This is a genomic window from Pseudomonas sp. USHLN015, assembly GCF_037153275.1.
GTDB lineage: Bacteria > Pseudomonadota > Gammaproteobacteria > Pseudomonadales > Pseudomonadaceae > Metapseudomonas > Metapseudomonas tohonis.
Window position 1 is genome coordinate 206,687 of sequence record NZ_JBBCKP010000006.1, and the last position, 24,003, is coordinate 230,689.

Annotated in this window: 27 protein-coding genes; 13 read left to right on the top strand and 14 right to left on the bottom strand. The window is 66.6% G+C overall.

The annotated features are described in order from the left end of the window. Positions 1–82: 82 nt before the first annotated feature. Complete coding sequence (gene yejK / locus WFQ67_RS14070; protein ID WP_173172825.1) at positions 83–1,090, top strand: nucleoid-associated protein YejK; 1,008 nt, start codon at positions 83–85, stop codon at positions 1,088–1,090. Positions 1,091–1,147: 57 nt separating this feature from the next. Here the strand turns inward: yejK and WFQ67_RS14075 are convergent, their stop codons facing one another. From WFQ67_RS14075 to WFQ67_RS14100, 6 genes are all read right to left on the bottom strand, one after another. Continuing rightward, positions 1,148–2,083, bottom strand: coding sequence for a glutathione S-transferase family protein (locus tag WFQ67_RS14075; RefSeq protein ID WP_337057230.1), 936 nt, complete (start codon positions 2,081–2,083; stop codon positions 1,148–1,150). A 222-nt stretch (positions 2,084–2,305) separates the two neighbouring features. Continuing rightward, entirely contained in the window at positions 2,306–2,713 is a 408-nt protein-coding gene (locus WFQ67_RS14080) for a type II toxin-antitoxin system HicB family antitoxin (protein ID WP_337057232.1), read from the bottom strand. A 37-nt stretch (positions 2,714–2,750) separates the two neighbouring features. Beyond that, positions 2,751–2,933: a type II toxin-antitoxin system HicA family toxin gene (locus WFQ67_RS14085; RefSeq protein WP_263151077.1), complete on the bottom strand. Its 183-nt coding sequence runs from the start codon at positions 2,931–2,933 to the stop codon at positions 2,751–2,753. 142 nt (positions 2,934–3,075) lie between these two features. Then, the gene (locus WFQ67_RS14090) at positions 3,076–3,384 is read right to left on the bottom strand and encodes a GIY-YIG nuclease family protein (protein ID WP_337057233.1); all 309 of its coding nucleotides are present in this window, start codon (positions 3,382–3,384) and stop codon (positions 3,076–3,078) included. Beyond that, positions 3,381–4,079 carry a glutathione S-transferase family protein gene (locus WFQ67_RS14095; protein ID WP_213626146.1) on the bottom strand — a complete coding sequence of 233 codons (699 nt, stop codon included), beginning with the start codon at positions 4,077–4,079 and terminating at the stop codon, positions 3,381–3,383. Before WFQ67_RS14095 ends, WFQ67_RS14090 begins: the two co-directional genes overlap by 4 nt. Before the next feature lie 81 nt (positions 4,080–4,160). After that, the gene (locus WFQ67_RS14100; protein ID WP_337057234.1) at positions 4,161–4,631 is read right to left on the bottom strand and encodes a nuclear transport factor 2 family protein; all 471 of its coding nucleotides are present in this window, start codon (positions 4,629–4,631) and stop codon (positions 4,161–4,163) included. A 116-nt stretch (positions 4,632–4,747) separates the two neighbouring features. On the opposite strand from WFQ67_RS14100, the gene WFQ67_RS14105 reads away from it, so the two are divergent. Further along, positions 4,748–5,698, top strand: coding sequence for a GlxA family transcriptional regulator (locus WFQ67_RS14105; RefSeq protein WP_337057236.1), 951 nt, complete (start codon positions 4,748–4,750; stop codon positions 5,696–5,698). A 451-nt stretch (positions 5,699–6,149) separates the two neighbouring features. Here the strand turns inward: WFQ67_RS14105 and WFQ67_RS14110 are convergent, their stop codons facing one another. The 4 genes from WFQ67_RS14110 to WFQ67_RS14125 form a co-directional block, all read right to left on the bottom strand. Next, positions 6,150–6,911 carry an amino acid ABC transporter ATP-binding protein gene (locus tag WFQ67_RS14110; protein ID WP_111263764.1) on the bottom strand — a complete coding sequence of 254 codons (762 nt, stop codon included), beginning with the start codon at positions 6,909–6,911 and terminating at the stop codon, positions 6,150–6,152. Positions 6,912–6,924: 13 nt separating this feature from the next. Continuing rightward, on the bottom strand, positions 6,925–8,019 hold the full coding sequence (locus WFQ67_RS14115; RefSeq protein WP_173172815.1) for an amino acid ABC transporter permease: 1,095 nt from the start codon (positions 8,017–8,019) through the stop codon (positions 6,925–6,927). 10 nt (positions 8,020–8,029) lie between these two features. Next, positions 8,030–9,172, bottom strand: coding sequence for an amino acid ABC transporter permease (locus WFQ67_RS14120; RefSeq protein WP_337057362.1), 1,143 nt, complete (start codon positions 9,170–9,172; stop codon positions 8,030–8,032). 104 nt (positions 9,173–9,276) lie between these two features. Then, positions 9,277–10,305, bottom strand: coding sequence for an amino acid ABC transporter substrate-binding protein (locus WFQ67_RS14125; protein WP_111263767.1), 1,029 nt, complete (start codon positions 10,303–10,305; stop codon positions 9,277–9,279). A gap of 474 nt (positions 10,306–10,779) precedes the next feature. On the opposite strand from WFQ67_RS14125, the gene WFQ67_RS14130 reads away from it, so the two are divergent. From WFQ67_RS14130 to WFQ67_RS14165, 8 genes are all read left to right on the top strand, one after another. Beyond that, entirely contained in the window at positions 10,780–11,439 is a 660-nt protein-coding gene (locus WFQ67_RS14130) for an alpha/beta hydrolase (RefSeq protein ID WP_213626150.1), read from the top strand. Positions 11,440–11,466: 27 nt separating this feature from the next. Continuing rightward, positions 11,467–13,374 (top strand): acyl-CoA synthetase, encoded by a 1,908-nt coding sequence (locus WFQ67_RS14135; RefSeq protein ID WP_337057238.1) that lies wholly within the window; start codon positions 11,467–11,469, stop codon positions 13,372–13,374. 293 nt (positions 13,375–13,667) lie between these two features. Beyond that, positions 13,668–14,606 carry a GGDEF domain-containing protein gene (locus tag WFQ67_RS14140; protein ID WP_111263770.1) on the top strand — a complete coding sequence of 313 codons (939 nt, stop codon included), beginning with the start codon at positions 13,668–13,670 and terminating at the stop codon, positions 14,604–14,606. Between the two features lie 74 nt (positions 14,607–14,680). Next, positions 14,681–15,841 (top strand): dipeptidase, encoded by a 1,161-nt coding sequence (locus tag WFQ67_RS14145; RefSeq protein ID WP_337057240.1) that lies wholly within the window; start codon positions 14,681–14,683, stop codon positions 15,839–15,841. A gap of 158 nt (positions 15,842–15,999) precedes the next feature. Then, the gene (rhlB, locus tag WFQ67_RS14150; RefSeq protein ID WP_213626153.1) at positions 16,000–17,478 is read left to right on the top strand and encodes an ATP-dependent RNA helicase RhlB; all 1,479 of its coding nucleotides are present in this window, start codon (positions 16,000–16,002) and stop codon (positions 17,476–17,478) included. Positions 17,479–17,762: 284 nt separating this feature from the next. After that, a complete protein-coding gene (locus WFQ67_RS14155) occupies positions 17,763–18,719 on the top strand; it encodes an ornithine cyclodeaminase family protein (protein WP_337057241.1) in 957 nt (318 codons plus the stop codon). Further along, positions 18,716–19,840, top strand: coding sequence for an NAD(P)/FAD-dependent oxidoreductase (locus WFQ67_RS14160; protein ID WP_337057242.1), 1,125 nt, complete (start codon positions 18,716–18,718; stop codon positions 19,838–19,840). The genes WFQ67_RS14155 and WFQ67_RS14160 overlap by 4 nt, the downstream gene beginning before the upstream one ends. Before the next feature lie 73 nt (positions 19,841–19,913). Then, positions 19,914–20,555, top strand: coding sequence for a helix-turn-helix transcriptional regulator (locus WFQ67_RS14165; RefSeq protein ID WP_213626156.1), 642 nt, complete (start codon positions 19,914–19,916; stop codon positions 20,553–20,555). Positions 20,556–20,776: 221 nt separating this feature from the next. Here WFQ67_RS14165 and WFQ67_RS14170 read toward each other — a convergent pair whose 3' ends face one another. Then, positions 20,777–21,553, bottom strand: a complete 777-nt coding sequence (locus WFQ67_RS14170) for an ABC transporter substrate-binding protein (protein ID WP_337057243.1) — start codon at positions 21,551–21,553, stop codon at positions 20,777–20,779. A 322-nt stretch (positions 21,554–21,875) separates the two neighbouring features. On the opposite strand from WFQ67_RS14170, the gene WFQ67_RS14175 reads away from it, so the two are divergent. The 3 genes from WFQ67_RS14175 (at position 21,876) to WFQ67_RS14185 (ending at position 22,780) form a co-directional block, all read left to right on the top strand. After that, positions 21,876–22,040: a hypothetical protein gene (locus tag WFQ67_RS14175; RefSeq protein WP_173172795.1), complete on the top strand. Its 165-nt coding sequence runs from the start codon at positions 21,876–21,878 to the stop codon at positions 22,038–22,040. Between the two features lie 66 nt (positions 22,041–22,106). Next, positions 22,107–22,358, top strand: a complete 252-nt coding sequence (locus tag WFQ67_RS14180) for a type II toxin-antitoxin system Phd/YefM family antitoxin (RefSeq protein WP_213626158.1) — start codon at positions 22,107–22,109, stop codon at positions 22,356–22,358. Continuing rightward, complete coding sequence (locus WFQ67_RS14185; protein WP_337057246.1) at positions 22,358–22,780, top strand: type II toxin-antitoxin system VapC family toxin; 423 nt, start codon at positions 22,358–22,360, stop codon at positions 22,778–22,780. The genes WFQ67_RS14180 and WFQ67_RS14185 overlap by 1 nt, the downstream gene beginning before the upstream one ends. A gap of 6 nt (positions 22,781–22,786) precedes the next feature. On the opposite strand, the gene moaE is transcribed toward WFQ67_RS14185, so the two are convergent. The 3 genes from moaE to moaC are packed head-to-tail and all read right to left on the bottom strand — an operon-like array spanning position 22,787 to position 23,963. Then, a complete protein-coding gene (gene moaE, locus WFQ67_RS14190; RefSeq protein WP_337057249.1) occupies positions 22,787–23,239 on the bottom strand; it encodes a molybdopterin synthase catalytic subunit MoaE in 453 nt (150 codons plus the stop codon). A 2-nt stretch (positions 23,240–23,241) separates the two neighbouring features. After that, positions 23,242–23,490, bottom strand: coding sequence for a MoaD/ThiS family protein (locus WFQ67_RS14195; protein WP_213626160.1), 249 nt, complete (start codon positions 23,488–23,490; stop codon positions 23,242–23,244). Between the two features lie 2 nt (positions 23,491–23,492). After that, positions 23,493–23,963: a cyclic pyranopterin monophosphate synthase MoaC gene (gene moaC, locus WFQ67_RS14200; RefSeq protein ID WP_173172785.1), complete on the bottom strand. Its 471-nt coding sequence runs from the start codon at positions 23,961–23,963 to the stop codon at positions 23,493–23,495. Positions 23,964–24,003: the final 40 nt, after the last annotated feature.

Sequence of the window (24,003 nt, forward strand, 5' to 3'; positions counted from 1 at the left end):
CCCGGCCGAGGCTGAGGTAAACTCTGCGGCCTGCCGGGCGAGCCACCCGCGCGCCCTTATCCACAGCTTCACAGGTACGCCCATGCCGATCCGCCACTGCATCGTCCACCTCATCGACAAGAAGCCCGATGGCAGCGCCGCCGTGCTCCATGCACGCGACAGCGAGCTGGGCGAATCCAAGGCCATCGAGAACCTGCTGGCCGATCTCAACGAGAGCTACAACGCCAAGCAGGGCAAGGCCTGGGGCCTGTTCCACGAGGAGTCCGGCGCCTACCCCTTCAGCGGCTGGCTCAAGGACTACATGGAGGGCGGTCGCGACTTCACCGCCTTCAGCCGCGAGGCGGTGGCGCACCTGCAGAAGCTGATGGAGGAGTCCAACCTCTCCACCGGCGGCCACGTGCTCTTCGCCCATTACCAGCAGGGCATGACCGACTACCTGGCCATCGCCCTGCTGCACCACAGCGAAGGCGTCACCGTCACCGACGCGCTGGACCTGGCGCCGGCCCGCCACCTGGACCTGGGCCAGTTGCACCTGGCCGCCCGGATCAACATTTCCGAGTGGCGCAACAACGCGCAATCCAAGCAGTACATCTCCTTCATCAAGGGCAAGAACGGCAAGAAGGTCTCGGACTACTTCCGCGATTTCATCGGCTGCCAGGAAGGCGTCGACGCGCCGAGCGAGACCCGCACCCTGCTCAAGGCCTTCAGCGACTTCGTCGAGCACGAGGACTTCGCCGAGGAGCAGGCCCGCGAGAAGACCAAGACCCTGGTGGACTACGCCAGCACCCAGGCCAAGCTGGGCGAGCCGATCACCCTGCAGGAGCTGTCCGGGCTGATCGACGAGGACCGCCCGCGCGCCTTCTACGAGCACATCCGCAACAAGGACTACGGCCTGTCGCCGGAAATCCCGCCGGACAAGCGCACCCTCAGCCAGTTCCAGCGCTTCACCGGCCGCGCCGAGGGCCTGTCGATCAGCTTCGAGGCCCACCTGCTGGGCTCGAAGATCGAGTACGACGAGGGCCGCGACATGCTGATCATCCGCCAGGTCCCGACCCAGCTGAAGGACCAGCTCAAGCGCCGCAAGGACTGAAGTCCGCCGTAACGAAAAAGCCCGGCCAAATGCCGGGCTTTTTTGTGCGCCTGCGGATCAGCGCGCCTCGATACGGAAGCCGACACGCGGGAAGTGCACGTGCACCACGCCGGCACGCTCGTCCTCGCGACGCAGGATCAGCTCCTCGCGGCCGGCGAACACCAGCTCGCCCTCCACCGGGTCGACGCCGTAGTCGGTGGCGGCGATGGCCACCTTCTGCCCGGCGGTGAAGCCGTTGGCGTCGAAGAAGGGCTCGTCCGGCAGCGCTACCGGCTCTACGGCGCGGGCGATCTCGATGGCCTCGGCGGCGCTCAGCTCGCTGGAGGCACCATGGCCGAAGCCGAGCACCCGGCCCAGCCAGGCGGCGACCGCCGGGTAGTCGTCCACCAGCGGCGCGGTGATCGGGGTGGCCTTGAGGAACCACAGGCAGTGGGCCAGGGAGAAGTCGGCCACGCTCGGCTCGCCGAACAGGAAGTCACCCTCCTCGCGGGCCAGTTGCTGCTCCAGGCGCGCCATGAAGGTCGGCCAGTTGTGCTTGGCCACCTCGGCGGGCAGCCGCGTGGTGGTGCCGCCGCTGAACAGCCCGGCGCGGTCGGCGATGAAGGCCTTGATCGCCTCGGGCGGCAGCTTGCCGAAGCGCACGGCGATGGATTCGGGCTGGAACACCAGGCTCACCGCGTGCTGGAAGATCACCGAATCCACCCAGTGGCAGAAGCTCGCCACGTTGAATTCCAGGCCCGGCGGGATCAGCGCCGGCACGGCCTTCTCCGCTTCGAGGCGGCGGGCGATCAGCGCGGTGTCGCAATAGATGTCGGCGCCGATCTGCAGCACCGGGGTCTTGCGGTAGCCTCCGGTCAGGGGCATCAGGTCCGGCTTGGGCATCAGCGGCGGAATGTGCACCGAACGCCAGGACAGCTGCTTGAAGCCCAGCAGCAGGCGGGCCTTCTCGGCGAAGGGGGACGTCGGGTAGTGGTGCAGGATCAACTCGTGCATGTCGGGCTCCTTATCGTTCTTGTCAGGGTGGGCAGCTTAGCCGCCCTCGGGTTCAGGGCCTATCCAGCGGCGCTGATACCACGCCATCAGCAGCCGCTATATAGGCTGCGGCCAAGGCTTCCTTGGCGGACTTGCGCAAGCCTTCGCGGTACAGGCCTCGATAGAGACCACCGCCTGGGCCGGGCGGGAATGGAAGAAACGCGCGCCCAGGTTCAGCCAGCCTCAATTGGCATCCGAAAGCTCGCGCAACGCGGCAGTAGCCAAAAATCCAGACCGTGAGGCGTAGCGGGCATCTTTACCCACGCGCTCATCAATCCGCCGCAGAAGATTCTCCGGCAGGGTGGCATTGAAGCGAACGGCCTTGCCTAAATACGGAGTCACGTCGAACTCGACCACCGCCCAAACGCCACCGGCAAATTCAGGGTTGCCGATGTGGACGTCGATTTGCTGCGCGTGAGGCAGGGCCTCGCCATCCGCCACCAAGCCTTCGAAGTGAAGGGCAAGCGCCTCCTTCACGTTCTCCAGCGCCTGGGCCACGGTAGCGCCCGCAGAGAAGCAACCCGGCACGTCCGGCACGGTAACGCCGTAGTCAGAATCAGGATCCTTGTGCAGAACGAGGGGAAATTTCATGGTGTTTACACTCCGTGTGTGTTGCGAAACAACGGATTCAAAGGAGCCCGGCTTGTTTCAGGATGCTGCGTACCGTCCCTATGGGTAGATCGCTCCTGGGGTGTGGGACCGTGACCCGTCCCGGTTTACTCGGGTGTTTGAACTGATGGTGACTGCCTTTCACATCCACCTCATACCACCCATCCTCCTTGATTTTCTCTATCACCTCACGGCTGCGCATCGCGCTCCTCCCTTACGCGAATAGTGTGTACCGTACACACTAAGTATAGGGCGCGCAATGAATGAGCACGCCCCTACTTACGACGTGATCTGCGACTTCGTCCCACTCGGGCGATACCGCCACGGGCCTGCGGGACGCCGGCCTATCCGGGGCTCGGGGCCGCTGCCGGCACGCCATCAACGGCCGCTATATAGGCTGCGGCCAAGGCTTCCTTGGCGGACTTGCGCAAGAGCTTGATGGCGCGCTCGCGGCGCAGGGCATCGCCCTTGCCGGCGCAGGCCTCGATGTAGACCAGCGCCTGGGCCGGGCTGGAATGGAAGAAACGCGCGCCCTTGCCGCTCTGGTGCTGGGCGAAACGGCGCTGCGGGTCGTCGCTGATGCCGCAGTAGAGCGCGCCGTTGGCGGCACGCACCAGGTAGACGAACCAGGGACGCGGTGGAGCCTCGCTCATGCCCAGGCCACCGTGCGCATGCGCTGGCAGTAATCGACCAGGCGCGGGTACTCGCGGGCCAGGCGGTTGAGCGGGGTTTCCAGGGTGCACTGCACCAGGTTGGCCAGCAGCCCGTAGGCCGAGGCATCGGCGCTGCAGGGGCGCGCACCGCCGAAGAAGGTGTCGTCGCCGAGCAGGTCGGTGAGGCCTTGCAGGTCCTCGCGGGCGAACACCAGCAGTTCTTCCCGATCATGCCGGCCGAGGCCCTGGGCCAACAGGTCGCGGCGGACCTTGCGACGCACCAGCGGCGGCACCAGGCGCCCGGCCAGCGGGCCGAGGTTGCCGAAGAAGGCCTGGCGGGTCTGCGCCCAGCCCTCCTCCTCCAGCCAGCGGAAATACACCAGCAGCCAGTAGAGGTGTTCGTCGCAGAGGCGGGTGACGGCCAGGGCGCGACCACGGCCGGCGTCGTCGAGGTGCTCGTCCAGCTGCAGGTGCAGGCGTTCGGTGAGCACCCGCTGGATGATCGCGGTATCGGCGATCAGCTCGCCGTCGAAGTCGATGTAGGGCAGCTTGCCCTTGGGGCCGCGCCGGGGGTCCATCAGGGTCTGCGCCTGGTACTGCACCCGTGCCAGGCGCAGGAAGGTCTCCAGCTTGAGGCAGAAGGGGCTGGCATTGGGCACGTCGAACCCGGCGGGGAACTGGAACAGCCTGATCATGATGGGCACCGGCGAGAGAGTCGCCGGCGAGCTTAGGCAATATTGCGCGGCGCAGCCACCAGCCAATGGCCGGCAGCGGGTTCAGCGTTGCGCACGAAATGCCGCCAGGCCTCGGGCCGCCTGCTGGCGGATGGCGTTCTGCACCGGCGGCAGCCAGCCCAGCAGCAGGCCCTTGGCGCCCAGCGCCTGGCGGGCCCAGCGCCACAGGTCGAAGCTGTCGCGGTGCTCGACGATCAGGCCGTCCTCGAAGCGGAAGCGCGCCTCGATGCGGTTGACCACGGTGCGCCCGGTCTGGCTGAAGAGGTAGGTGGCGACCCAGCGCGCGCGGCCCTCGCGGTCATCGGCCTCGATGCCATCGAACGTCAGCGAGAAGGCCTGGGCGCGGCTGGCCAGCATGCGCCACATGTCGGCGGCCTCGCTGCCGCGCAGGTCGGTGAACACCGGGTCGGCGAAGCGTACGTCGGCGGCGTAGCAGGCGGCCATGGTCTCGGCGTCCAGGACCTGGAAGGCGCGGTAGAAGCGTTCGATGAGGGCGGCGTTGGGATGGCTCATGGCGAGGCTCGTGGCGATTGGGGTGAGGAGAGTATCGACGGCTTTCCGCCGGGCGGCGATTGGCTGCATCGCCAACTTTGTGGCAATAATCGCCACCCTTTACGGAGACCCACCCGATGATCCGCATCGCCTTGCTGGTCTGCCCACAGACGGTCTGCTCCAGCCTGGCCATGGCCGACGACGCCTTCCGCCTGGCCAACACCCTGGCCGGTGAGGCGCTGTTCGAGGTGCTGCGGGTCAGCCGCGATGGCCAGCCGGTGGACCTGGGCATGGCCAGCATCCGCGTCGACGGCGACCTGGCCCTGGCCGCCGGGGCCCGCCTGGTGATGCTGCCCGCCACCGGCAGCGCGGTGGAGTGCAGCATCGCCGGCAACACGGAACTCCTGGCCTGGCTGGCGCAGCGCCCGGCCACCCAGCAGGTGGCCAGCCTGTGCAGCAGCGCCTTCCTGCTCGGCGCCGCCGGCCTGCTCGACGGCCGTCGTGCCACCACCCATTGGGCGCTGGCCGGCGCCTTCCGCCAGCGCTTCCCGCAGGTGCGCCTGCAACCCGATGAGTTGCTCACCGAGGACGGCAACCTGTTCTGCTCCGGTGGTGCCCAGGCCGGGCTCGACCTGTGCCTGCACCTGATTGCCTGGCACGGCGGCGACTGGCTGGCGCAGCGGGTGGCCGGTACGCTGGTGTTCGACCGCGAGCGTGGCCGCCAGTCACGCTTCACCCCGCTGCTGCCGGACGTGCCGGGAGACGCGCAGCTCGGCCCGCTGCTGGCCTGGCTGCAACGCCACCACGCCGAGCCCATCGACCTCAAGGGCCTGGCCGAACGCGCGCACTGCTCCACCCGCACCCTGCTGCGGCGCTTTCGCACCGCCACCGGCCTGACGCCGAACGACTACGTGCAGCGCCTGCGCATCGCCGCCGCCCAGTCCGCCCTGCGCAACCCCTCGCGCTCGCTGGAGCAGGTGGCGCAACAGGTGGGCTACGCCGACCGCGCCACCTTCGCCAAGCTGTTCAAGCAGCTGTGCGGGGAGACGCCGGGGGCGTTCCGCCGGCGCTTGCGCGAGCAGCCGTAGCCTCACGCGTTCGCACACCTGGGCGACTGAAGTCGCTCCTACAGGTCATGCAGCAACGTCCGGGCCGTAGGAGCGAGCTCTGCTCGCGAAGCTTTATATGCCTGGTACGTTGCCTCGCTCCTCGGTACGGCAGCCTGCGATCAGTGCAATACCGTAGCCCGTGCTTCAGCGCGGGAACGGCGTGGCCGGCATTCCCGGACTGAAGTCCGGGCTACGGGCTCGATTTCTCGCATCGATGCACGCACGGCTTTTCGTAGGATGTGTCGGGCGGCGTTCCGCGAGCGGAGCGAAACCCATGCTGTGAATGCGTCAGGAGTCCATCAATGCCCGGAAAGCACCGGCTTGAACTTCTGAGTGGAATCCACAACGGCCAATGCAGACATCGCCATTGAAATCACCCCGTCGGACATGAAAAAGGGGCCCGAAGGCCCCTTTCGTCATGCGCTGGCGATCAGTGCAGGATCTGCCCGAGGAACAGCTTGGTGCGCTCGTTCTGCGGGTTGTCGAAGAACGCGTTGGGTTCGTTCTGCTCGACGATCTCGCCCTTGTCCATGAAGATCACCCGGTCCGCCACGGTGCGGGCGAAGCCCATCTCATGGGTCACGCAGAGCATGGTCATGCCGTCCTGGGCCAGACCGACCATGGTGTCGAGCACTTCCTTCACCATCTCGGGGTCGAGGGCGGAGGTGGGTTCGTCGAACAGCATGATCTTCGGCTTCATGCACAGGGCACGGGCGATGGCCACGCGCTGCTGCTGGCCGCCGGAGAGCTGGCCGGGGAACTTGTTGGCCTGCTCGGGGATGCGCACGCGCTCCAGGTAGTGCATGGCGATTTCCTCGGCCTTGCGCTTGGGCAGCTTGCGCACCCACATGGGCGCCAGGGTGCAGTTCTGCAGCACGGTGAGGTGCGGGAACAGGTTGAAGTGCTGGAACACCATGCCCACTTCGCGGCGGATCGCCTCGATCTGCTTGAGGTCGTTGGTCAGCTCGGTGCCGTCGACGATGATCCGCCCCTGCTGGTGTTCTTCCAGGCGGTTGATGCAGCGGATGGTGGTCGACTTGCCGGAGCCGGACGGGCCGCAGAGGACGATGCGCTCGCCCTGCTTGACGTTCAGGTTGATGTCCTTGAGCACGTGGAACTGCCCGTACCACTTGTTCACGCCCTGCAGCTGGATGATCGGCGCAGCGGCGTCTTTCTGGATGGCTTCACTCATTCGAATCTCTCTCCTAACGCTTGTGCCCGGTGTTCAGCTTCTGTTCGAGGCGCATGGAATAGCGCGACATGCTGAAGCAGAAGATCCAATAGACCAGGGCGGCGAATACGTAGCCTTCGGTGGACATGCCCAGCCATTTCGGGTCGGTGGTCGCCTGCTTGATGCTGTTGAGCAGGTCGAACAGGCCGATGATGATCACCAGGCTGGTGTCCTTGAACAGGGCGATGAAGGTGTTGACGATGCCGGGGATGACCATCTTCAGGGCCTGCGGCAGGATCACCAGCGCGGTGCTGCGCCAGTAGCCCAGGCCGAGGCCGGCGGCGGCTTCGTACTGGCCCTTGGGGATGGCCTGCAGGCCACCACGGACCACTTCGGCGATATAGGCCGCCTCGAAGAAGATCACCATCACCAGGGCGCGCAGCAGCTTGTCGAGGTTCATGCCCTCGGGCAGGAACAGCGGCAGCATCACCGAGGACATGAACAGCACGGTGATCAGCGGCACGCCGCGCCAGAACTCGATGAAGGTCACGCAGATGACCTTGATCGCCGGCAGCTTCGAACGCCGTCCGAGCGCCAGCAGGATGCCCAGCGGCAACGCACCGGCGATGCCCACGTAGGCGATCACCAGGGTCAGCATCAGGCCGCCCCAGCGGCTGGTCGACACTTCCTGCAGCCCCAGCCCGCCATGCAGCAGCCAGAAGGCCAGCAGCGGGTAGAGGATCAGGAAGCCGATGCCGTAGAAGGCCTTGTGCGGGGTGCGCTTGAGGAACAGCGGCGCCACGCCGATGATCGCCAGCCACACGGTGACATCCACGCGCCAGCGCAGCTCGCTGGGGTAGAAGCCGTACATGAACTGGCCGAAGCGCTGCTGCACGAAGACCCAGCAGGCGCCCTCGCCGGTGCAGTCGGCACGGGTGGTGCCGGTCCAGGTGGCGTGGATGAAGGCCCAGTTGAGGATGGGCGGGATGATCAGCCACAGCAGGTACAGCGACAGTGCGGTGAGCACCACGTGCAGCGGGCTGGCGAACAGGTTGTGACGCAGCCAGGCGACCGGGCCCACCACTGTGCTGGGTGGCGGCTGGTCGGGCTTGAAGGTATGCGATGTCATGTCAGTGCCCTCACCGCTCGATCAGCGCGATGCGCTTGTTGTACCAGTTCATCAGCAGGGAAATGCTGATGCTGATGGCCAGGTAGACGCTCATGGTGATCGCCATGACCTCGATGGCCTGGCCGGTCTGGTTGAGCGTGGTACCGGCGAACAGCGAGACCATGTCCGGGTAGCCGATGCCGGCGGCCAGGGACGAGTTCTTCGCCAGGTTCAGGTACTGGCTGGTGAGCGGCGGGATGATCACCCGCAGGGCCTGCGGCACGATGACCAGGCGCAGCGTCTGCCCGGGGCGGATGCCCAGGGAGTGCGCCGCCTCGGTCTGGCCGTGGCTGACCGACTGGATGCCGGCGCGCACCGTCTCGCCTATGAAGGCGGCGGTGTAGATCGACAGCGCCAGCATCAGGGCGATCAGCTCGGGGATGACCACCCAGCCACCCCGGAAGTTGAAGCCGGTGAGTTGCGGCACTTCCCAGTGGAAGGGGCTGCCCAGCACCAGGGCCGAGAGGCCGGGCACCAGCACCAGGATGGCGATGGAGCTCAGCAGCACGGGGAAGCGCTGGCCGGTCTCGTGGCGACGCGCACGGGCCCAGCGCCACAGCACGACGATGGCCACCACCGACAGCGCGACGGCGATCAGGAAGGGCCAGAAGCCCTCGGCCATGTTCGGCGACGGCATGTACAGGCCGCGGTTGTTGATGAAGAAGGTGTCGCCGAAGTTCATGCTCTGCCGCGGGCCCGGCATGGGCAGCATCACGGCGAAGTACCAGAAGAAGATCTGCAGCAGCGGCGGGATGTTGCGGAAGGTCTCGATGTAGACCGTCGCCAGCTTGCGGATCAGCCAGTTGGGCGACAGCCGCGCGACACCGAGGATGAAGCCGAGGATGGTCGCCAGGATGATGCCGACCACGGTCACCAGCAGCGTGTTGAGCAGGCCGATGAAGAAGACGCGACCGTAGGTGTCGCTTTCCTTGTAGTCGATCAGGTGCTGGGAGATGCCGAAGCCGGCGCTCTGGTCGAGGAAGCCGAAGCCGGAGATGATCCCGCGCTTCTCGAGGTTGACCTGGGTGTTGTGGAAGAGGAACCAGCCGAACGCCACGACGGCGACTACGGCGATGATCTGGAATAGCCACGCGCGCGTCTGCGGGTCGGTCAGGACCGATCCACGGACACGCGGGGCTTGGGAAGTTTTCTCATGACAGCCCTCGTCGGTTGGAACTGGACGCTACCGCCCGCATCCGCGGGCGGCAGCGTGGTGGGTCAGCGCACCGGCGGTGCGTACTGCAGACCACCCTTGTTCCACAGGGCGTTGAGACCGCGTTCGATCTTCAGCTCGCTGCCGGCACCGACGTTGCGATCGAAGATCTCGGCATAGTTGCCGACCTGCTTGACGATCTGCACGGCCCAGTCTTTGGGCAGCTTCAGATCCTTGCCGAAGTCACCCTCGGCACCCAGCAGGCGAGCCACGTCCGGGTTCTTGGTGGACTTGGCGGTTTCCACGACGTTCTTCGAGTCGACGCCGAGCTCTTCAGCGTTCAGCTGGGCGAACAGGCTCCAGCGCACGATGTCGAACCACTCCTCGTCACCCTGGCGAACGGCTGGGCCGAGGGGTTCCTTGGAGATGACTTCCGGCAGCACCACGTACTCGTCCGGCGCGGCCAGCTTGATGCGCTGGGCGTAGAGCTGCGACTGGTCGGAGGTCAGCACGTCGCAACGGCCCGATTCCAGCGACTTCGCGCTCTCGTCGGAGGTGTCATAGGTGATGGGGGTGTACTTCAGGCCGTTGGCGCGGAAGTAGTCGGCCAGGTTCAGCTCGGTGGTGGTGCCGGCCTGGATGCAGACGGTGGCGCCATCGAGTTCCTTGGCGCTGGAGACGCCGAGCTTCTTGTTCACCAAAAAGCCCTGGCCGTCGTAGTAGGTCACGCCGGTGAAGTTCAGGCCCATCGCCGCGTCGCGGGAGCTGGTCCAAGTGGTGTTGCGGGAGAGGATGTCCACTTCGCCGGACTGCAGCGCGGTGAAACGCTCCTTGGCGGTGAGCGGGCTGAACTTGACCTTGCTCGCATCACCGAACACGGCCGCCGCTACGGCGCGGCAGATGTCGACGTCGATACCTTTGTATTCGCCCTTGGAGTCGGCGTAGGAAAAGCCCGGGAGGCCGTCACTGATGCCGCACTGCACGTAGCCTTTCTTCTTGACCGCATCCAGGGTGGCGCCCGCCTGAGCGAAGCCGCTTACACCGAGAACAGCTGCCGCAGTCAGCACAGCCAGGGTGGATTTCACCATCTTCATCAAAACCTCCAGTTGCTTTTTTTTGTGTTGGAGTCTCGGTCCTACCGCCGTACCCTCGTGAGGCAGGTTCAACCGCGCGAAACGACGGTCAACCGGGGAATCGGACCTAAGGAGGAAGTCTAGTTGGCGCTGCTCCGCGCGCCACCGGCCTCCCTCCTCGCCCATTGGTCGAATGGGCTGGAGACGGATTTTCGACCACCGTCACGTCGGGAACGTGCCACCGGTCGTTTGCAAGGCGCCGACCTGGATCGACGCCCAACCCGTTGAACGCCCCGCGAAGTGTTACCGCTGCGCAGGCCGCTTATTAAGTCTGCAGCTGTTTAGCAATCCCCGTACCAGCACAGTGCCTGTATGACGGTTCCGACAGGTCAATAGGGAAAGTTTTGTTGGTGCGACATATTTTTCACAGATAGACCACATCACCGCCCGGCGCCAGCACCGTTTTGGTGCGAACGCCCCAGATTGGAGCCACACATGAGTAATCCGTTGATTCTGGAGCCCACACAAGCAGCCGATGCGTGCGTCATCTGGTTGCACGGCCTGGGGGCGGACCGCTATGACTTCCTGCCGGTGGCCGAGGCGCTGCAGGAACTGCTGGCCACCACCCGCTTCATCATGCCCCAGGCCCCCACCCGCGCCGTGACCATCAATGGCGGCTACGCCATGCCCTCCTGGTACGACATCCTCGCCATGAGCCCCGCACGGGCCATCGACCAGGCGCAGCTGGAGCAATCGGCACAGAGCGTGATCGCGCTGATCGAGGCCCAGCGCGACGCCGGCATCGACCCGGCGCGCATCGTCCTCGCCGGCTTCTCCCAGGGCGGCGCCGTGGTGCTGCACACCGGCCTGCTGCGCTGGGAAGGCCCCCTCGGCGGGGTGCTGGCGCTTTCCACCTACGCACCGACCTTCGGCGACACCCTGGCGCTGTCGGATACAAAACTACAACTGCCGGTTTTCAGCCTGCATGGCACCTTCGACGACGTGGTGCCGCTGGCCATGGGCCGCGCCGCACACGACAAGCTCGCCGCCGCCGGCGTTCCGGTGCAGTGGCAGGACTACCCGATGGGCCACGAAGTGCTGCCGGAGGAAATCCGCGATATCGGCGCCTGGCTGAGCGCACGACTGGCCCGTTGACCCGTCAACCCACAACAAGAATTGGCCATGACCCAGACTCCCGTACCGCCCATCACCTCCCTGCGCGACATCGAGCTGATCGAGCAGGTCTCGCTGCAGCAACGCGGCATGCCGGACAGCACCTATGAACTGATCCGCCAGAGCGCCCGGCGCGCCCCGGACGCCATCGCCATGACCTTCCTCATGCAGGGCACGGCCGATGAGGCGCCCTGGCAGCTGAGCTACGGCGAGCTGCTGGCGCAGGTCACGCGCACCGCGAACGCCTTCCACCGCCTGGGCGTGCGGCCCGGCAAGGCGGTGTCGTTCCTGCTGCCCAACCTGCCGCACACCCACTTCACCCTGTGGGGCGGCGAGGCGGCGGGCATCGTCAACGCCATCAACCCGCTGCTCGACCCCGAGCACATCGCCGAACTGGTGCGCGCCGCCGATTCCGAGGTGCTGGTGACCCTGGCGCCCTTCCCCGGCACCGACCTGTGGGACAAGGTCGCCGGCCTGCGCGACGAGCTGCCGGGCCTCAAGGCCATCGTCACGGTCGATCTGGCCAACTACCTGCCCGAGCCCCAGCGCAGCGGCCTCAAGGCCCAGCGCGGCGCCCTGCCGGAAGGGGTGCTGGACTTCGACGAGTTGATCGCCGGCTGCCCCGCCGACCACCTGGAAAGCGGCCGGGTCATCTCCCCCGACGACATCGCCTCCTATTTCCACACCGGCGGCACCACCGGCACGCCGAAACTCGCGCCGCACAGCCACCGCAACGAGGTGGCGATGGCGATGATCCTCGCCTACACCATCAACCTCGGCCCGGACGACGTGACCCTCTGCGGCCTGCCGCTGTTCCACGTCAACGGCGTGATGGTCACCGGCCTCGCCCCCTTCTTCAGTGGCGCGCAGGTCCTGCTGGCCACGCCCCAGGGCTACCGCAACACCGCGCTGATCCACAACTTCTGGACGATCATCGAGCGCTACCGGGTGAGCTTCTTCAGCGGCGTGCCGACCATCTATGCCGGACTTTTGCAGGTGCCCAGCGACGGCCACGATCTCTCCAGCCTGCGCTACGCCCTGTGCGGCGCGGCGCCGATGCCGGTGGAGCTGATCCGCCAGTTCGAAGCCAAGACCGGCCTCACCCTGATCGAGGGCTACGGCCTCACCGAGGGCACCTGCGGCAGCTGCGGCAACCCCAGCGCGGGCGAACGCCGGCCGGGCTCCATCGGCCTGCGCATGCCCTACTGCGAAGTGGCGATCAAGGTGCTCGACGAACAGGGCGCCTTCCTCCGCGATGCGCGGGCCAACGAGATCGGCAACGTCTGCCTGCGCGGCATCACCGTGTTCAAGGGCTACCTGCAGGCTGGCAAGAACGCCGGCATCTGGGTGGATGGCGACTGGTTCAACACCGGCGACCTGGGCCGCATGGACGCCGACGGCTACATCTGGCTCACCGGCCGCAGCAAGGACCTGATCATCCGTGGCGGCCACAACATCGACCCGCAGATGATCGAGGAAGCCCTCCACGGCCACCCCGCCGTGGCCATGGCCGCCGCCGTCGGCAAGCCCGACGAGAAAGCCGGCGAGCTGCCGGTGGTCTACGTCCAGCTCAAGCCCGGCCAGCAGGCCAGCGAGGCCGAGCTGCTGGCCCACGCCGCCGACCACGTGCCGGAGCGCGCGGCGGTGCCCAAGGATGTGTGGATCATTGACGCGCTGCCGGTCACGGCGGTGGGCAAGACCTTCAAGCCGACCCTGCGCCACGACGCCATCCGCCGGGTCTTCGAGCAGGTGCTGGCGCCGCTGGCACCCGGCCTCAGCGTCGAGGTGCGTGCCGACGACCGCCACGGCCAGCTCGCCCATATCCGCGTGCCCGACCTGCATGACCAGCGCCGCTCCGCCCTGGAGCAACGGCTGGCCGGTTTCGCCGTGCGCTACGAGCTGCACCAGGAGTCCTGAAGCCTCACGCCCCCGGCGCGCAGCCGGGGGCAAAATCCCCCGCGAGGCCCGTCCCAGGGCCTCTGCCGGTCCGCCAGAGCGAGACCACATCCGCATAAATGCACATTGTCCGACACGATTGCCCGGGAATGTGACGCTGCTACTGTTTCCAAACCACTGGTCGGCCTACCTTGCGCCAAGCATTGAAAGCCGTTGGGGGCGGGCATAAGGTCGATGACGGTTTTCAACGCAAAGACATGGAGTGTTTTGCGATGCCAGCTCACCAAGTTGCTACCCCAGGTCAGATGTAGCCCATGAAGAATGCGCACTGGCAGGCCGATCCACAGCTGCTCGGACGTCAGCGACTGTTCCAGAACGTCGCGGCCAACAACCTGCAGCAGATCCTGCAGGAGTTCGCCGCCTGCGACCTGGAAAAGGGCGAAGTCCTGCTCTCCCCCTTCAACCGCAACCAGTACCTGTACCTTCTGCTCGACGGCCAGCTGCAGGTCTACCTGGGTTCGCTCGACAACCAGCCGATGTCCACCCTGGAAGCCGGTGATTGCGCGGGCGAGATCAGCTTCATCGACAACGACCACCCTTCCGCCTACGTGGTCGCCACGCGCCCCAGCACCGTCCTGCGCCTGCACCGCGAGGCGCTGTCCAAGCTGTTCCAGCAGTCGCCGCAGATGATGCAGAACCTCCTGGAGCTGCTCTGCGAGCGCGTGCGCACCGGCAACCGGATCATTCTCGACACCGAGCAGAACGCCAACGTCGACACCCTCACCGGCCTCTACAACCGGCGCTGGCTGGAACACATCTACGAGCGCGAGAGCACCCGCTGTGCCTTCAATGGCCATCCCATGTGCCTGCTGATGCTCGATGTCGACCATTTCAAGGCCTACAACGACCGCCACGGCCACCTGGCCGGCGACTACGCCCTGTGCCTGGTGGCCCACACCCTGCGCAACCAGCTGCGGCCCAAGGACAGCATGGCCCGCTTCGGCGGCGAGGAATTCGTCATCCTGCTGCCCGAGATCGCCGTGGAGGAGGCCCGCAACATCGGCGAAAGGCTGCGCATGAGCCTGGAGCAGGTGCCCTCCTTCTATTCACCGGTGGGGATACTGCCCGGCGTCACGGTTTCCATCGGCCTGACCCAGATGCAGCCCAAGGACGACCTGCAGGACCTCATCGCCCGCGCCGACGCCGCCCTCTATAAGGCCAAGTTGCAGGGACGTAACTGCCTTAACGGCTAAGCCCTGCTGCAGCGCGGCGAGGGCCTTGCTAGAGTTCCGGGCCACTACAACAACGAAGCCCGGAAGCTCCCTCAATGCGCAAACTCCTGATCCTGCTGGTACTGATCGTGATCGGCCTGGCGGTGTTCTTCACCTTGCCCAGCGTGCTCGACCGGCGGATGAACAGCGTCGAGTCCCCCGCCCCATACCCGGCCAGCGAGGCCGCCAACAAACTGCACGAGAAACTGTTCATCGCCGACCTGCACGACGATGCCCTGCTCTGGCAGCGCGACCTGCTGGAACGCCACGACTTCGGCCACAGCGACCTGCCGCGCCTGCTCGAAGGCAAGGTCGCGCTGCAGGTGTTCTCCACCGTCACCAAGACCCCGCGTGGCATCAACTACGACAGGAACGACGCCGACAGCGACAACATCACCGTGCTCGCCATGGCCCAGCGCTGGCCGCCACGCACCTGGAGCAGCCTGCTGGAACGCGCGCTGTACCAGGGCGAGAAGCTCGCCGCGGCGGCCAGAGGCAGCGACGGCAAGCTGGTGCAGGTGCGCACCCGCGCCGACCTCGAGACCTTCATCGCCGCCTGGAAGAAGGACCCGAACCGCGTCGCCGCGATCCTCGCCACCGAAGGCCTGCACCCGCTGGAAGGCAAGATCGAGAACGTCGACCGCCTGTATGACGCGGGCTTCCGCATCACCGGGCTGACCCACTTCTTCGACAACGAGATCGGTGGCTCCGCGCACGGAATGGAGAAAGGCGGCCTGACCCGCTTCGGCCGCCGCGTGGTCGCCCACCTGGAAGAGAAGAAGATGATCATCGACCTGGCCCACGCCTCGCGCGCGCTGATCGACGACGTACTGGAGATGGCCGAGCGCCCGGTACTGGTTTCCCACGGCGGCGTCGAAGGCACCTGCCCCGGCCCGCGCAACCTCAGCGACGACCACGTCAGGCGCATCGCCGCCACCGGCGGGGTGATCGGCATCGGCTACTGGGAAACCGCCGTCTGCGACACCTCGGTCAAGGCCATCGTCAAGGCCATCCGCTACACCAGCGACCTCGTGGGCGTCGACCACGTCGCCCTGGGTTCTGACTTCGACGGCACCATCCATGCGCCCTTCGACACCACCGGCCTGCCCCAGCTGACCCAGGGCCTGCAGGAAGCCGGCTACAGCGAGAGCGATATCGCCAAGATCATGGGCGGCAACGTCCAGCGCCTGCTCCTGGCGAGCCTGCCCACCGAGTGACGTCCCACGCGCCGCCCCCAGGGGCGGCGCCTCCCTGTAGCCCCGAAAGGCCCGGAACAGAGCGGCTGCCCACGACAATCCGCCAGGGCACTTCGCCGCGATGACATCTTGCTTTACACTGGCGCCCGTTCATTCCTTAACCAATCGACGAGATGACCGTGCTCAAAGCACTCAAAAAAATCTTTGGCAAGGGCGAAGAGCCCGTCTCCGGCGTCGCCCCGACCGCCCCGGCCACCCAGGCCCCGACTCGCACCGAGAGCGAGAAACGCCCCGCCCAGCCCAAGAAGGCGCCGCGCGCCCCGGCTGAAAAACCCTCCACCCCCGCCGCTGCCGAGCCGGCCCCCCGCGCCGAGAAGAAGCCCCGCAGCGACAAGCCCCGGACAGACAAGCCGCGCCGCGAGCGCCCGGCCAAACCGGTGGACACCTGGAAGCTGGAAGACTTCGTGGTGGAGCCGATGGAAGGCAAGACCCGCTTCCACGACTTCAAGCTGGCACCAACCCTGATGCACGCCATCCACGACCTGGGCTTCCCCTACTGCACGCCGATCCAGGCGGGCGTACTGGGCTTCACCCTCAAGGGCCAGGACGCCATCGGCCGCGCCCAGACCGGTACCGGCAAGACCGCTGCCTTCCTGATCTCGATCATCACCCAGCTGCTGCAGACCCCGCCGCCGAAAGAGCGCTACATGGGCGAGCCCCGTGCGCTGATCATCGCGCCGACCCGCGAGCTGGTGGTGCAGATCGCCAAGGACGCCCAGGCCCTGACCAAGTACACCGGCCTGAACGTCATGAGCTTCGTCGGCGGCATGGACTTCGACAAGCAGCTCAAGCAGCTGGAGTCGCGCTTCTGCGACATCCTCGTGGCCACCCCCGGCCGCCTGCTGGACTTCAACCAGCGCGGCGACGTGCACCTGGACATGGTCGAGGTGATGGTGCTGGACGAAGCCGACCGCATGCTCGACATGGGCTTCATCCCGCAGGTCCGCCAGATCATCCGCCAGACCCCGCCCAAGGGCGAGCGCCAGACCCTGCTGTTCTCGGCCACCTTCACCGATGACGTGATGAACCTCGCCAAGCAGTGGACCGTTGAACCGGCCATCGTCGAGATCGAGCCGGAGAACGTCGCCAGCGACACCGTCGAGCAGCACGTCTACGCCGTCGCCGGCAGCGACAAGTACAAGCTGCTCTACAACCTGGTCGCCCAGAACAACTGGGAACGGGTGATGGTCTTCGCCAACCGCAAGGACGAGGTGCGCCGCATCGAGGAACGCCTGACCAAGGACGGCATCAGCGCCGCCCAGATGTCCGGCGACGTGCCCCAGCACAAGCGCATCAAGACCCTGGAAGGCTTCCGCGAAGGCAAGATCCGCGTACTGGTCGCCACCGACGTCGCCGGCCGCGGCATCCACGTCGACGCCATCAGCCACGTGATCAACTTCACCCTGCCGGAAGACCCGGACGACTACGTGCACCGCATCGGCCGTACCGGCCGTGCCGGCACCAGCGGCACCTCCATCAGCTTCGCCGGCGAGGACGATGCCTTCGCCCTGCCGCCGATCGAGGAACTGCTGGGTCGCAAGATCAACTGCGAAACCCCGCCCGCCGAGCTGCTCAAGCCGGTACCGCGCAAGCACTGATCGCAACGGTCGCGCACAGAAAAGGCGAAGCCCCCAGGCTTCGCCTTTTTCATTTCCACCCCACACATCAGCAGGCACAGGCCGAGCGGGGCGTAGGGTGGGCGCAGGGTGGGCCGGGCGGCGCTCCGCTTCAGCCCACCGCCTCTCCTTTCCCCCAAGACAACCTTCCCCCTCGCAGAAAGAACTTCACCCAGGCGCCATTTCCTTGCGCCCTGTCGCCCGCCCCTTGCCGATCAAGACAATAAATTCCAATATGGACAAATTGTTTATATCGGAGCCCCACCATGTCCAGCGTCCTTCCCCTGGTCGTCCCTTCTGCCGAAGCCGAACGCCTGCTGCAACGTATCGACGTGCAGGACGCCCTGCGCCGCATGTTCCTCGACCTCGCCGCCGGTGACGCGGTGCAACCGGCGCAGCAACTGGTGGAATTCCCCGGTGGCGGCGACTTCATCAACTACCTCGGCGTGCTGGCCCGCGAGCAGGTCTACGGGGTCAAGACCTCGCCCTACCTGCCGCGCCCGGATGGCGCCATGGTCACCGCCTGGACCCTGCTGATGTCCATGGCCAGCGGCCAGCCGCTGATGCTCTGCGACGCCGCCGCCCTGACCACCGAACGCACCGCCGCCACCACCGCCGTGGCGGTCGATGCCCTGGCCCCGGCCGGCGTCACGCAGCTGGCGGTGATCGGCAGCGGCGCCGTGGCCCGCGCGCATATCCGTCATTGCCTGGCCCTGCGCCCCTGGCAGCAGGTGCGCGTGTACTCACCACGCCTCCAGCCCGACAGCGAGCGTGCCGAAGGCCTGCGTGCCCTCGACCCGCGCGTGGAAGTCTGCGCCACCCAGGACGCCGCGCTGGCCGACGCCGAGGTGATCCTGCTGTGCACCTCGTCCGCCGCCCCGGTGCTGGACCCACGCCAGCTCGGCCGCGCCACGCTGGTCACCTCCATCAGCACCAACGCCCCGCGCGCCCATGAAGTGCCGCCCCAGGCCCTGGCGGAAATGGACGTCTATTGCGACTACCGCGCCACCACGCCCGGCAGCGCCGGCGAGATGCGCATCGCTGCCGAACAGCACGGCTGGAACCTCGACGCACTGCGCGGCGACCTGCCCGAACTGCTCGCCGACCGCGCACCGCGCCCCGACTACAGGCGTCCGGTATTCTTCCGCTCCATCGGCCTCGGCCTCGAAGACGTCGCCCTGGCCAACGCGCTCTATCACCTCAAGTGCGAGGAATCGGCATGAACCAGGTGGACTTCATCATCATCGGTGCGGGCATCGCCGGCGCCTCCACCGGCTACTGGCTGTCCCGCCAGGGCAAGGTCGCCGTGCTGGAGCGCGAGGAGCACCCCGGCTACCACTCCACCGGCCGCTCCGCCGCGCTCTACACCGTCGCCTACGGTACGCCCCAGGTGCGCGCCCTGACCGGCGCCAGCCGGGCCTTCTTCGACAACCCGCCGCAAGGCTTCAGCGAGCACCCCATCCTCACGCCCCGGGGCGAGATGGTGGTGGACTTCAGCGACGACCCGGATGAATTGCGCCGCCAGTTCGACAGCGCCCGCGAAAGCGTTCCCGAGGTGCAACTGCTGGACGCCGACCAGGCCTGCGCCCTGGTGCCCGTGCTGCGCCGGGAAAAGGTCTTCGGCGCCATGCTCGACCCCAGCGCCGCCGACATCGACACCGACGCCCTGCACCAGGGTTACCTGCGTGGCATCCGCCGCAACTGCGGCAGCGTGCACACCGGCCATGAAGTGCGGGCCATCAGCCGCGAGGCGGACCTGTGGCGCGTCACCACCAGCCAGGGCGAGTTCACCGCGCCCGTGCTGGTCAACGCCGCCGGGGCCTGGTGCGACGGCCTCGCCACCCTCGCCGGCGTGCGCCCGCTGGGCCTGCAACCGAAACGCCGCGCAGCCTTCATCTTCGCCGCGCCGGAAGGCCTCGACAGCCATGCCTGGCCGGCGCTGGTGAGCCTGGACGAATCCTTCTACTTCAAGCCCGACGCCGGCATGCTGCTGGGCTCGCCGGCCAACGCCGACCCGGTGGACGCCCACGACGTGCAGCCCGAGGAGCTGGACATCGCCCTGGGCATCTACCAGATCGAGGAGCACACCCACATGAGCATCCGCCGCCCCGCCCGGACCTGGGCCGGGCTGCGCTCGTTCTTCGCCGACGGCGACCTGGTGGCCGGCTACGACGACCAGGCGCCGGGCTTCTTCTGGGTCGCAGGCCAGGGCGGCTACGGCATCCAGACCTCGGCCGCCATGGGCGAGGCCAGTGCCAGCCTGATCCTGCGCCAGCCGCTGCCGGAACACCTGGGCCGCTTCGGCCTGAGTGCGGCGATGCTCTCCCCGGCCCGCCTCAGGTGACGCCTGGCGCGCTTTGCGCCACACTCGCCCGGCCGCGCCAAGGGGGCGCGGCCAAGCCTTTGCGGAGCCTTCCATGACGCCTCGTCCCGATCCGGCATTCGACAACTTCCGGGCCATAGCCGACGGCATCGCCACCCTGTTCTTCCCCCACGCCGAGGTGGTGGTGCATGACCTGCGCACGCAGAAGGTCGCCTACATCGCCAACAACATCTCCAAGCGCAGCATCGGCGACGACGCAGCCCTGGAAGACATGCTCGAGGATGGCGGCGAGGAGCGGAACATCGGCCCCTACGAGAAGCTCAACTGGGACGGGCAGAAGATCCGCTCCGTCAGCACCGTGCTGCAGGACGCCAGGGGCAAGCCGCTGGCAGTGCTGTGCATCAACCTCAACATCTCGCTGTTCGAGAGCGCCAAGGCGGCCCTGGACCTGTTCCTCGCCCCGGGCAAGCTGATCCCCCAGCCCGACGCGCTGTTCCGCGACGACTGGCAGGAACGCATCAACACCTTCCTGCACAACTGGATGCGCCAGCGCCAGCTCGGCCTCAACCTGCTCAGCCGCGAGCACAAGCGCGAGCTGGTCCTGGCCCTGCACGCCGAGGGCGCCTTCAAGGGCAAGAGCGCGGCCAACTACGTCGCCAACGTCCTCAACATGGGCCGCGCCACCGTCTACAAGCACCTGCGCGAACTGAAGGAAGAACCCGAAAACGAGATGTAGGGGGGGCGAATTCATTCGCCCAGCGGTGCCGCGCACCGCCCACTCCAGGCGATCTCGAAACTGCCGGGTTGCACCCGACCTACGGCCCACACCCTGTGGGAGCGAATTCATTCGCGATCGGGCTCACCGGCAAACGTTGGGCCTCGCTGCGCTCGGCGCCAACCTACGGGCGCTCCTCACGCCGGAAACCCGGGCGGCACATCGCACCGCCCCGCTCCACCTCAATCCCCGTAGATGTCGAAGTCGAAGTACTTGGCCTGGATCTTCTGGTAGGTGCCATTGGCGCGCAGGGCGGTGATGGCCGCATCCAGCTTGTCGCGCAGCTCGGTATCGCCCTTGCGCACGGCGATGCCGGCGCCCTCGCCGAAGTAGTGCGGGTCCTTCAGCACCGGGCCGACGAACTCGTAGTCCTTGCCGTTATCCGTCTTGAGGAAGCCCTCGTTGAGCGGGAAGGCGTCGGCCAGCACGGCATCCAGGCGCCCGGAGAGCAGGTCCAGGTAGATCTCGTTCTGGGTGCTGTAGCGCACCACCTTCACGCCCTTGGGCTCGAGCACCTCGGTGGCGAAACGGTCGGTGGTGGTGGAACGCTGGGTGCCGACGGTCTTGCCCACCAGCTGGGCGAAGTCATCGCTCACTGCACTGCCCTTCTTCATCGCCAGGCGCGCGGGGCTGTAATAGTACTTGTGGGTGAAATCCACCGACTTGCGACGCTCGTCGGTGATGGTCATGGACGACAGGATGGCATCCACCTTCTTCACCTTCAGCGAGGGGATCAGGCCATCGAACTCCTGTTCGATCCACTGGCACTTGACCTTCATCTCCTCGCACAGCGCATTGCCGATGTCGTAGTCGAACCCCTCGATCTGCCCTGCCGGGGTCTTGTAGGCGAACGGCGGATAGGCGGCCTCGATCCCCAGGCGCAGGGGCTTGTCGGCGGCGAACAGGCTGGATGCCACGAGGCTCAAGGCGATACCGCCGAGCAGTACGATTTTCTTCATGGTGCGACTCCCGCGATGCATAGCTGGGCCCGCCAGGACGGTGGGCCGGTTCGTGTGGGCGTTGATGGAGGGCAGAGAAGCGCAGCCGGAAGGACTCCAGCCGCCGAGTGGACCGCGATCGAGAAAGGTAGCGTGCATGGCGCAGCCCTGTTTTGTACTTATTTGTCCACTCTGGACTTATCCGTACAAATCGTCAATCGCCGTCCAGCTCATTTCCACGCCCAGAAGGCCGCGCCGATCCAACGCAAATGACCCGCGTCAGCACGCGGGAGCGCAGCGGCAACTAGTCTGGAATCAGGCCCCGGACGCAATGGAGAACGGCATGGACAACGTGCACATCATGATCGGCCTGCTCGTCGCGGGCTTCCTCATGCTCGGCATCGGCTTCAGCAACCGCGAGAGGGAATGGGGGGTCTGGTTGACAGGCCTGGGCACGGCCTCGATGTTCGCGCCCATCCTGTTGAAGATGTACATCGAGCTGGGCTGAGCCCTCGGGCTACGACCAACGAAAGCATGTAGTAACATATCTACATTTCTTCGGAGGACGATTCCCATGCCTACCACCCTCTCCAGCCGCGAGTTCAACCAAGACACCAGCGGCGCCAAGAAGGCAGCCCTGTCCGGCCCGGTATTCATAACGGATCGCGGCAGGCCCTCCCACGTACTGATGAGCATCGAGGACTACCAGGCCCTCGCCGGTCATCAGGCGAGCATCGTCGAGTTGCTGGCCATGCCCGCCGACGCCGAGGTGGAGTTCGACCCGCCCCGCGCCCAGATCAATCACAAGCCGGCGGACCTCGACTGATGTTCCTGCTCGATACCAATGTCGTCTCCGAGCTGCGCAAGGCCCGCCAGGGCCGTGCCGATCCCGGCGTGATCACCTGGTCCGGTTCGGTGAACGCCAAGACGCTCTACCTTTCGGCCATCAGCCTGATGGAACTGGAAACCGGTGTGCTGGGCATCGAGCGCAAGGATGCCACCCAGGGTGCGCTGCTGCGTACCTGGCTGAACCAGCAGGTGCTGCCCGGTTTCGCCGGCCGGGTACTCGCAGTGGACGCCACCGTCGCGCTGGCCTGTGCGCGCCTGCATGTGCCGGACCGGAAAAGCGAGCGGGATGCGCTGATCGCCGCCACCGCCCTGGTCCATGGACTGACAGTGGTGACGCGCAACCTTGCGGACTTCGAAGGCACCGGCGTGCCGTTGATCAATCCCTGGAGCCAGGGCTGATGTAACTCAGCCTTCCCAGCGCCTCGCCGCCGCCTGGTCGCTGCAGCGCCCTTCGACCCAGCGCGGGCCTTCGGCGGTGTCTTCCTTCTTCCAGAAGGGGGCGCGGGTCTTGAGGTAGTCCATGATGAAGTTGCAGGCGTCGAACGCCGCCTGGCGGTGGGCGCTGGCGGTGCCGACGAAGACGATCGGCTCGCCCGGTTCCAGGCGTCCGATGCGGTGGAGGATGTCGACCTTGAGCAGCGGCCAGCGCTGCCGCGCCTCCGTGGCGATCTTCTCCAGGGCCTTCTCGGTCATGCCCGGGTAGTGTTCGAGGAACATCCCGGAAACATCCTGGCCCTCGTTGAAGTCGCGCACATAGCCGACGAAGCCGACCACCGCGCCGACGCCGACGTTGGCCGCATGCAGGGCGTTCAGCTCGGTGCCGGGGTCGAAGGCCGCGACCTGTACGCGAATGCCCATGCTCAGCCCCCGGTCACGGTGGGGAAGAAGGCGACCTCGTCGCCATCGGCCAGCGCCTCGTCGAGGCTGCACAGCTCCTGGTTGCGGGCGCACATCAGGTTCTGCTCGTCGAGCACCTCCCACACGCCGCCACGGCCCAGCAGGCGGCGGCGCAGGTCATCCAGCTTCGCGAACGCCGGGTCCCAGGCGAGCTGCTCGCCATCGAGGCCGAGCGCTTCACGGTAACGGGCGAAATACTGCACGCGAATCATCTTCACTCCCCGGCCTGGTAATGGCCGCTCTTGCCGCCGAGCTTTTCCAGCAGGCGGACGCTTTCGATGGTCATGCCGCGATCCACCGCCTTGCACATGTCGTAGAGGGTCAGGGCGGCGACGCTGGCGGCGGTCAGCGCTTCCATTTCCACCCCGGTCTGCCCGGCCAGCTTGCAGCGGGCGACGATGCGCACCGCGTCGTCGCCCTCGGCGCTGAGTTCGACCTTGACGCTGGTGAGCATCAGCGGGTGGCACAGGGGGATCAGGTCCGAGGTCTTCTTCGCCGCCTGGATGCCGGCGATGCGCGCCACGGCGAACACGTCGCCCTTGGGGTGGCCGCCGGACTGGATCATGGCGAGGGTTTCGGGGCGCATGCGCACCCGCGCTTCGGCCGTCGCCTCACGGGCGGTCACCGCTTTTTCGGTGACGTCGACCATGCTGGCGCGGCCTTGGGAATCGAGATGGGTCAACACGGCTTGGCTCCTCTGGCGGGCACCACGAAAGGGCCCGCAG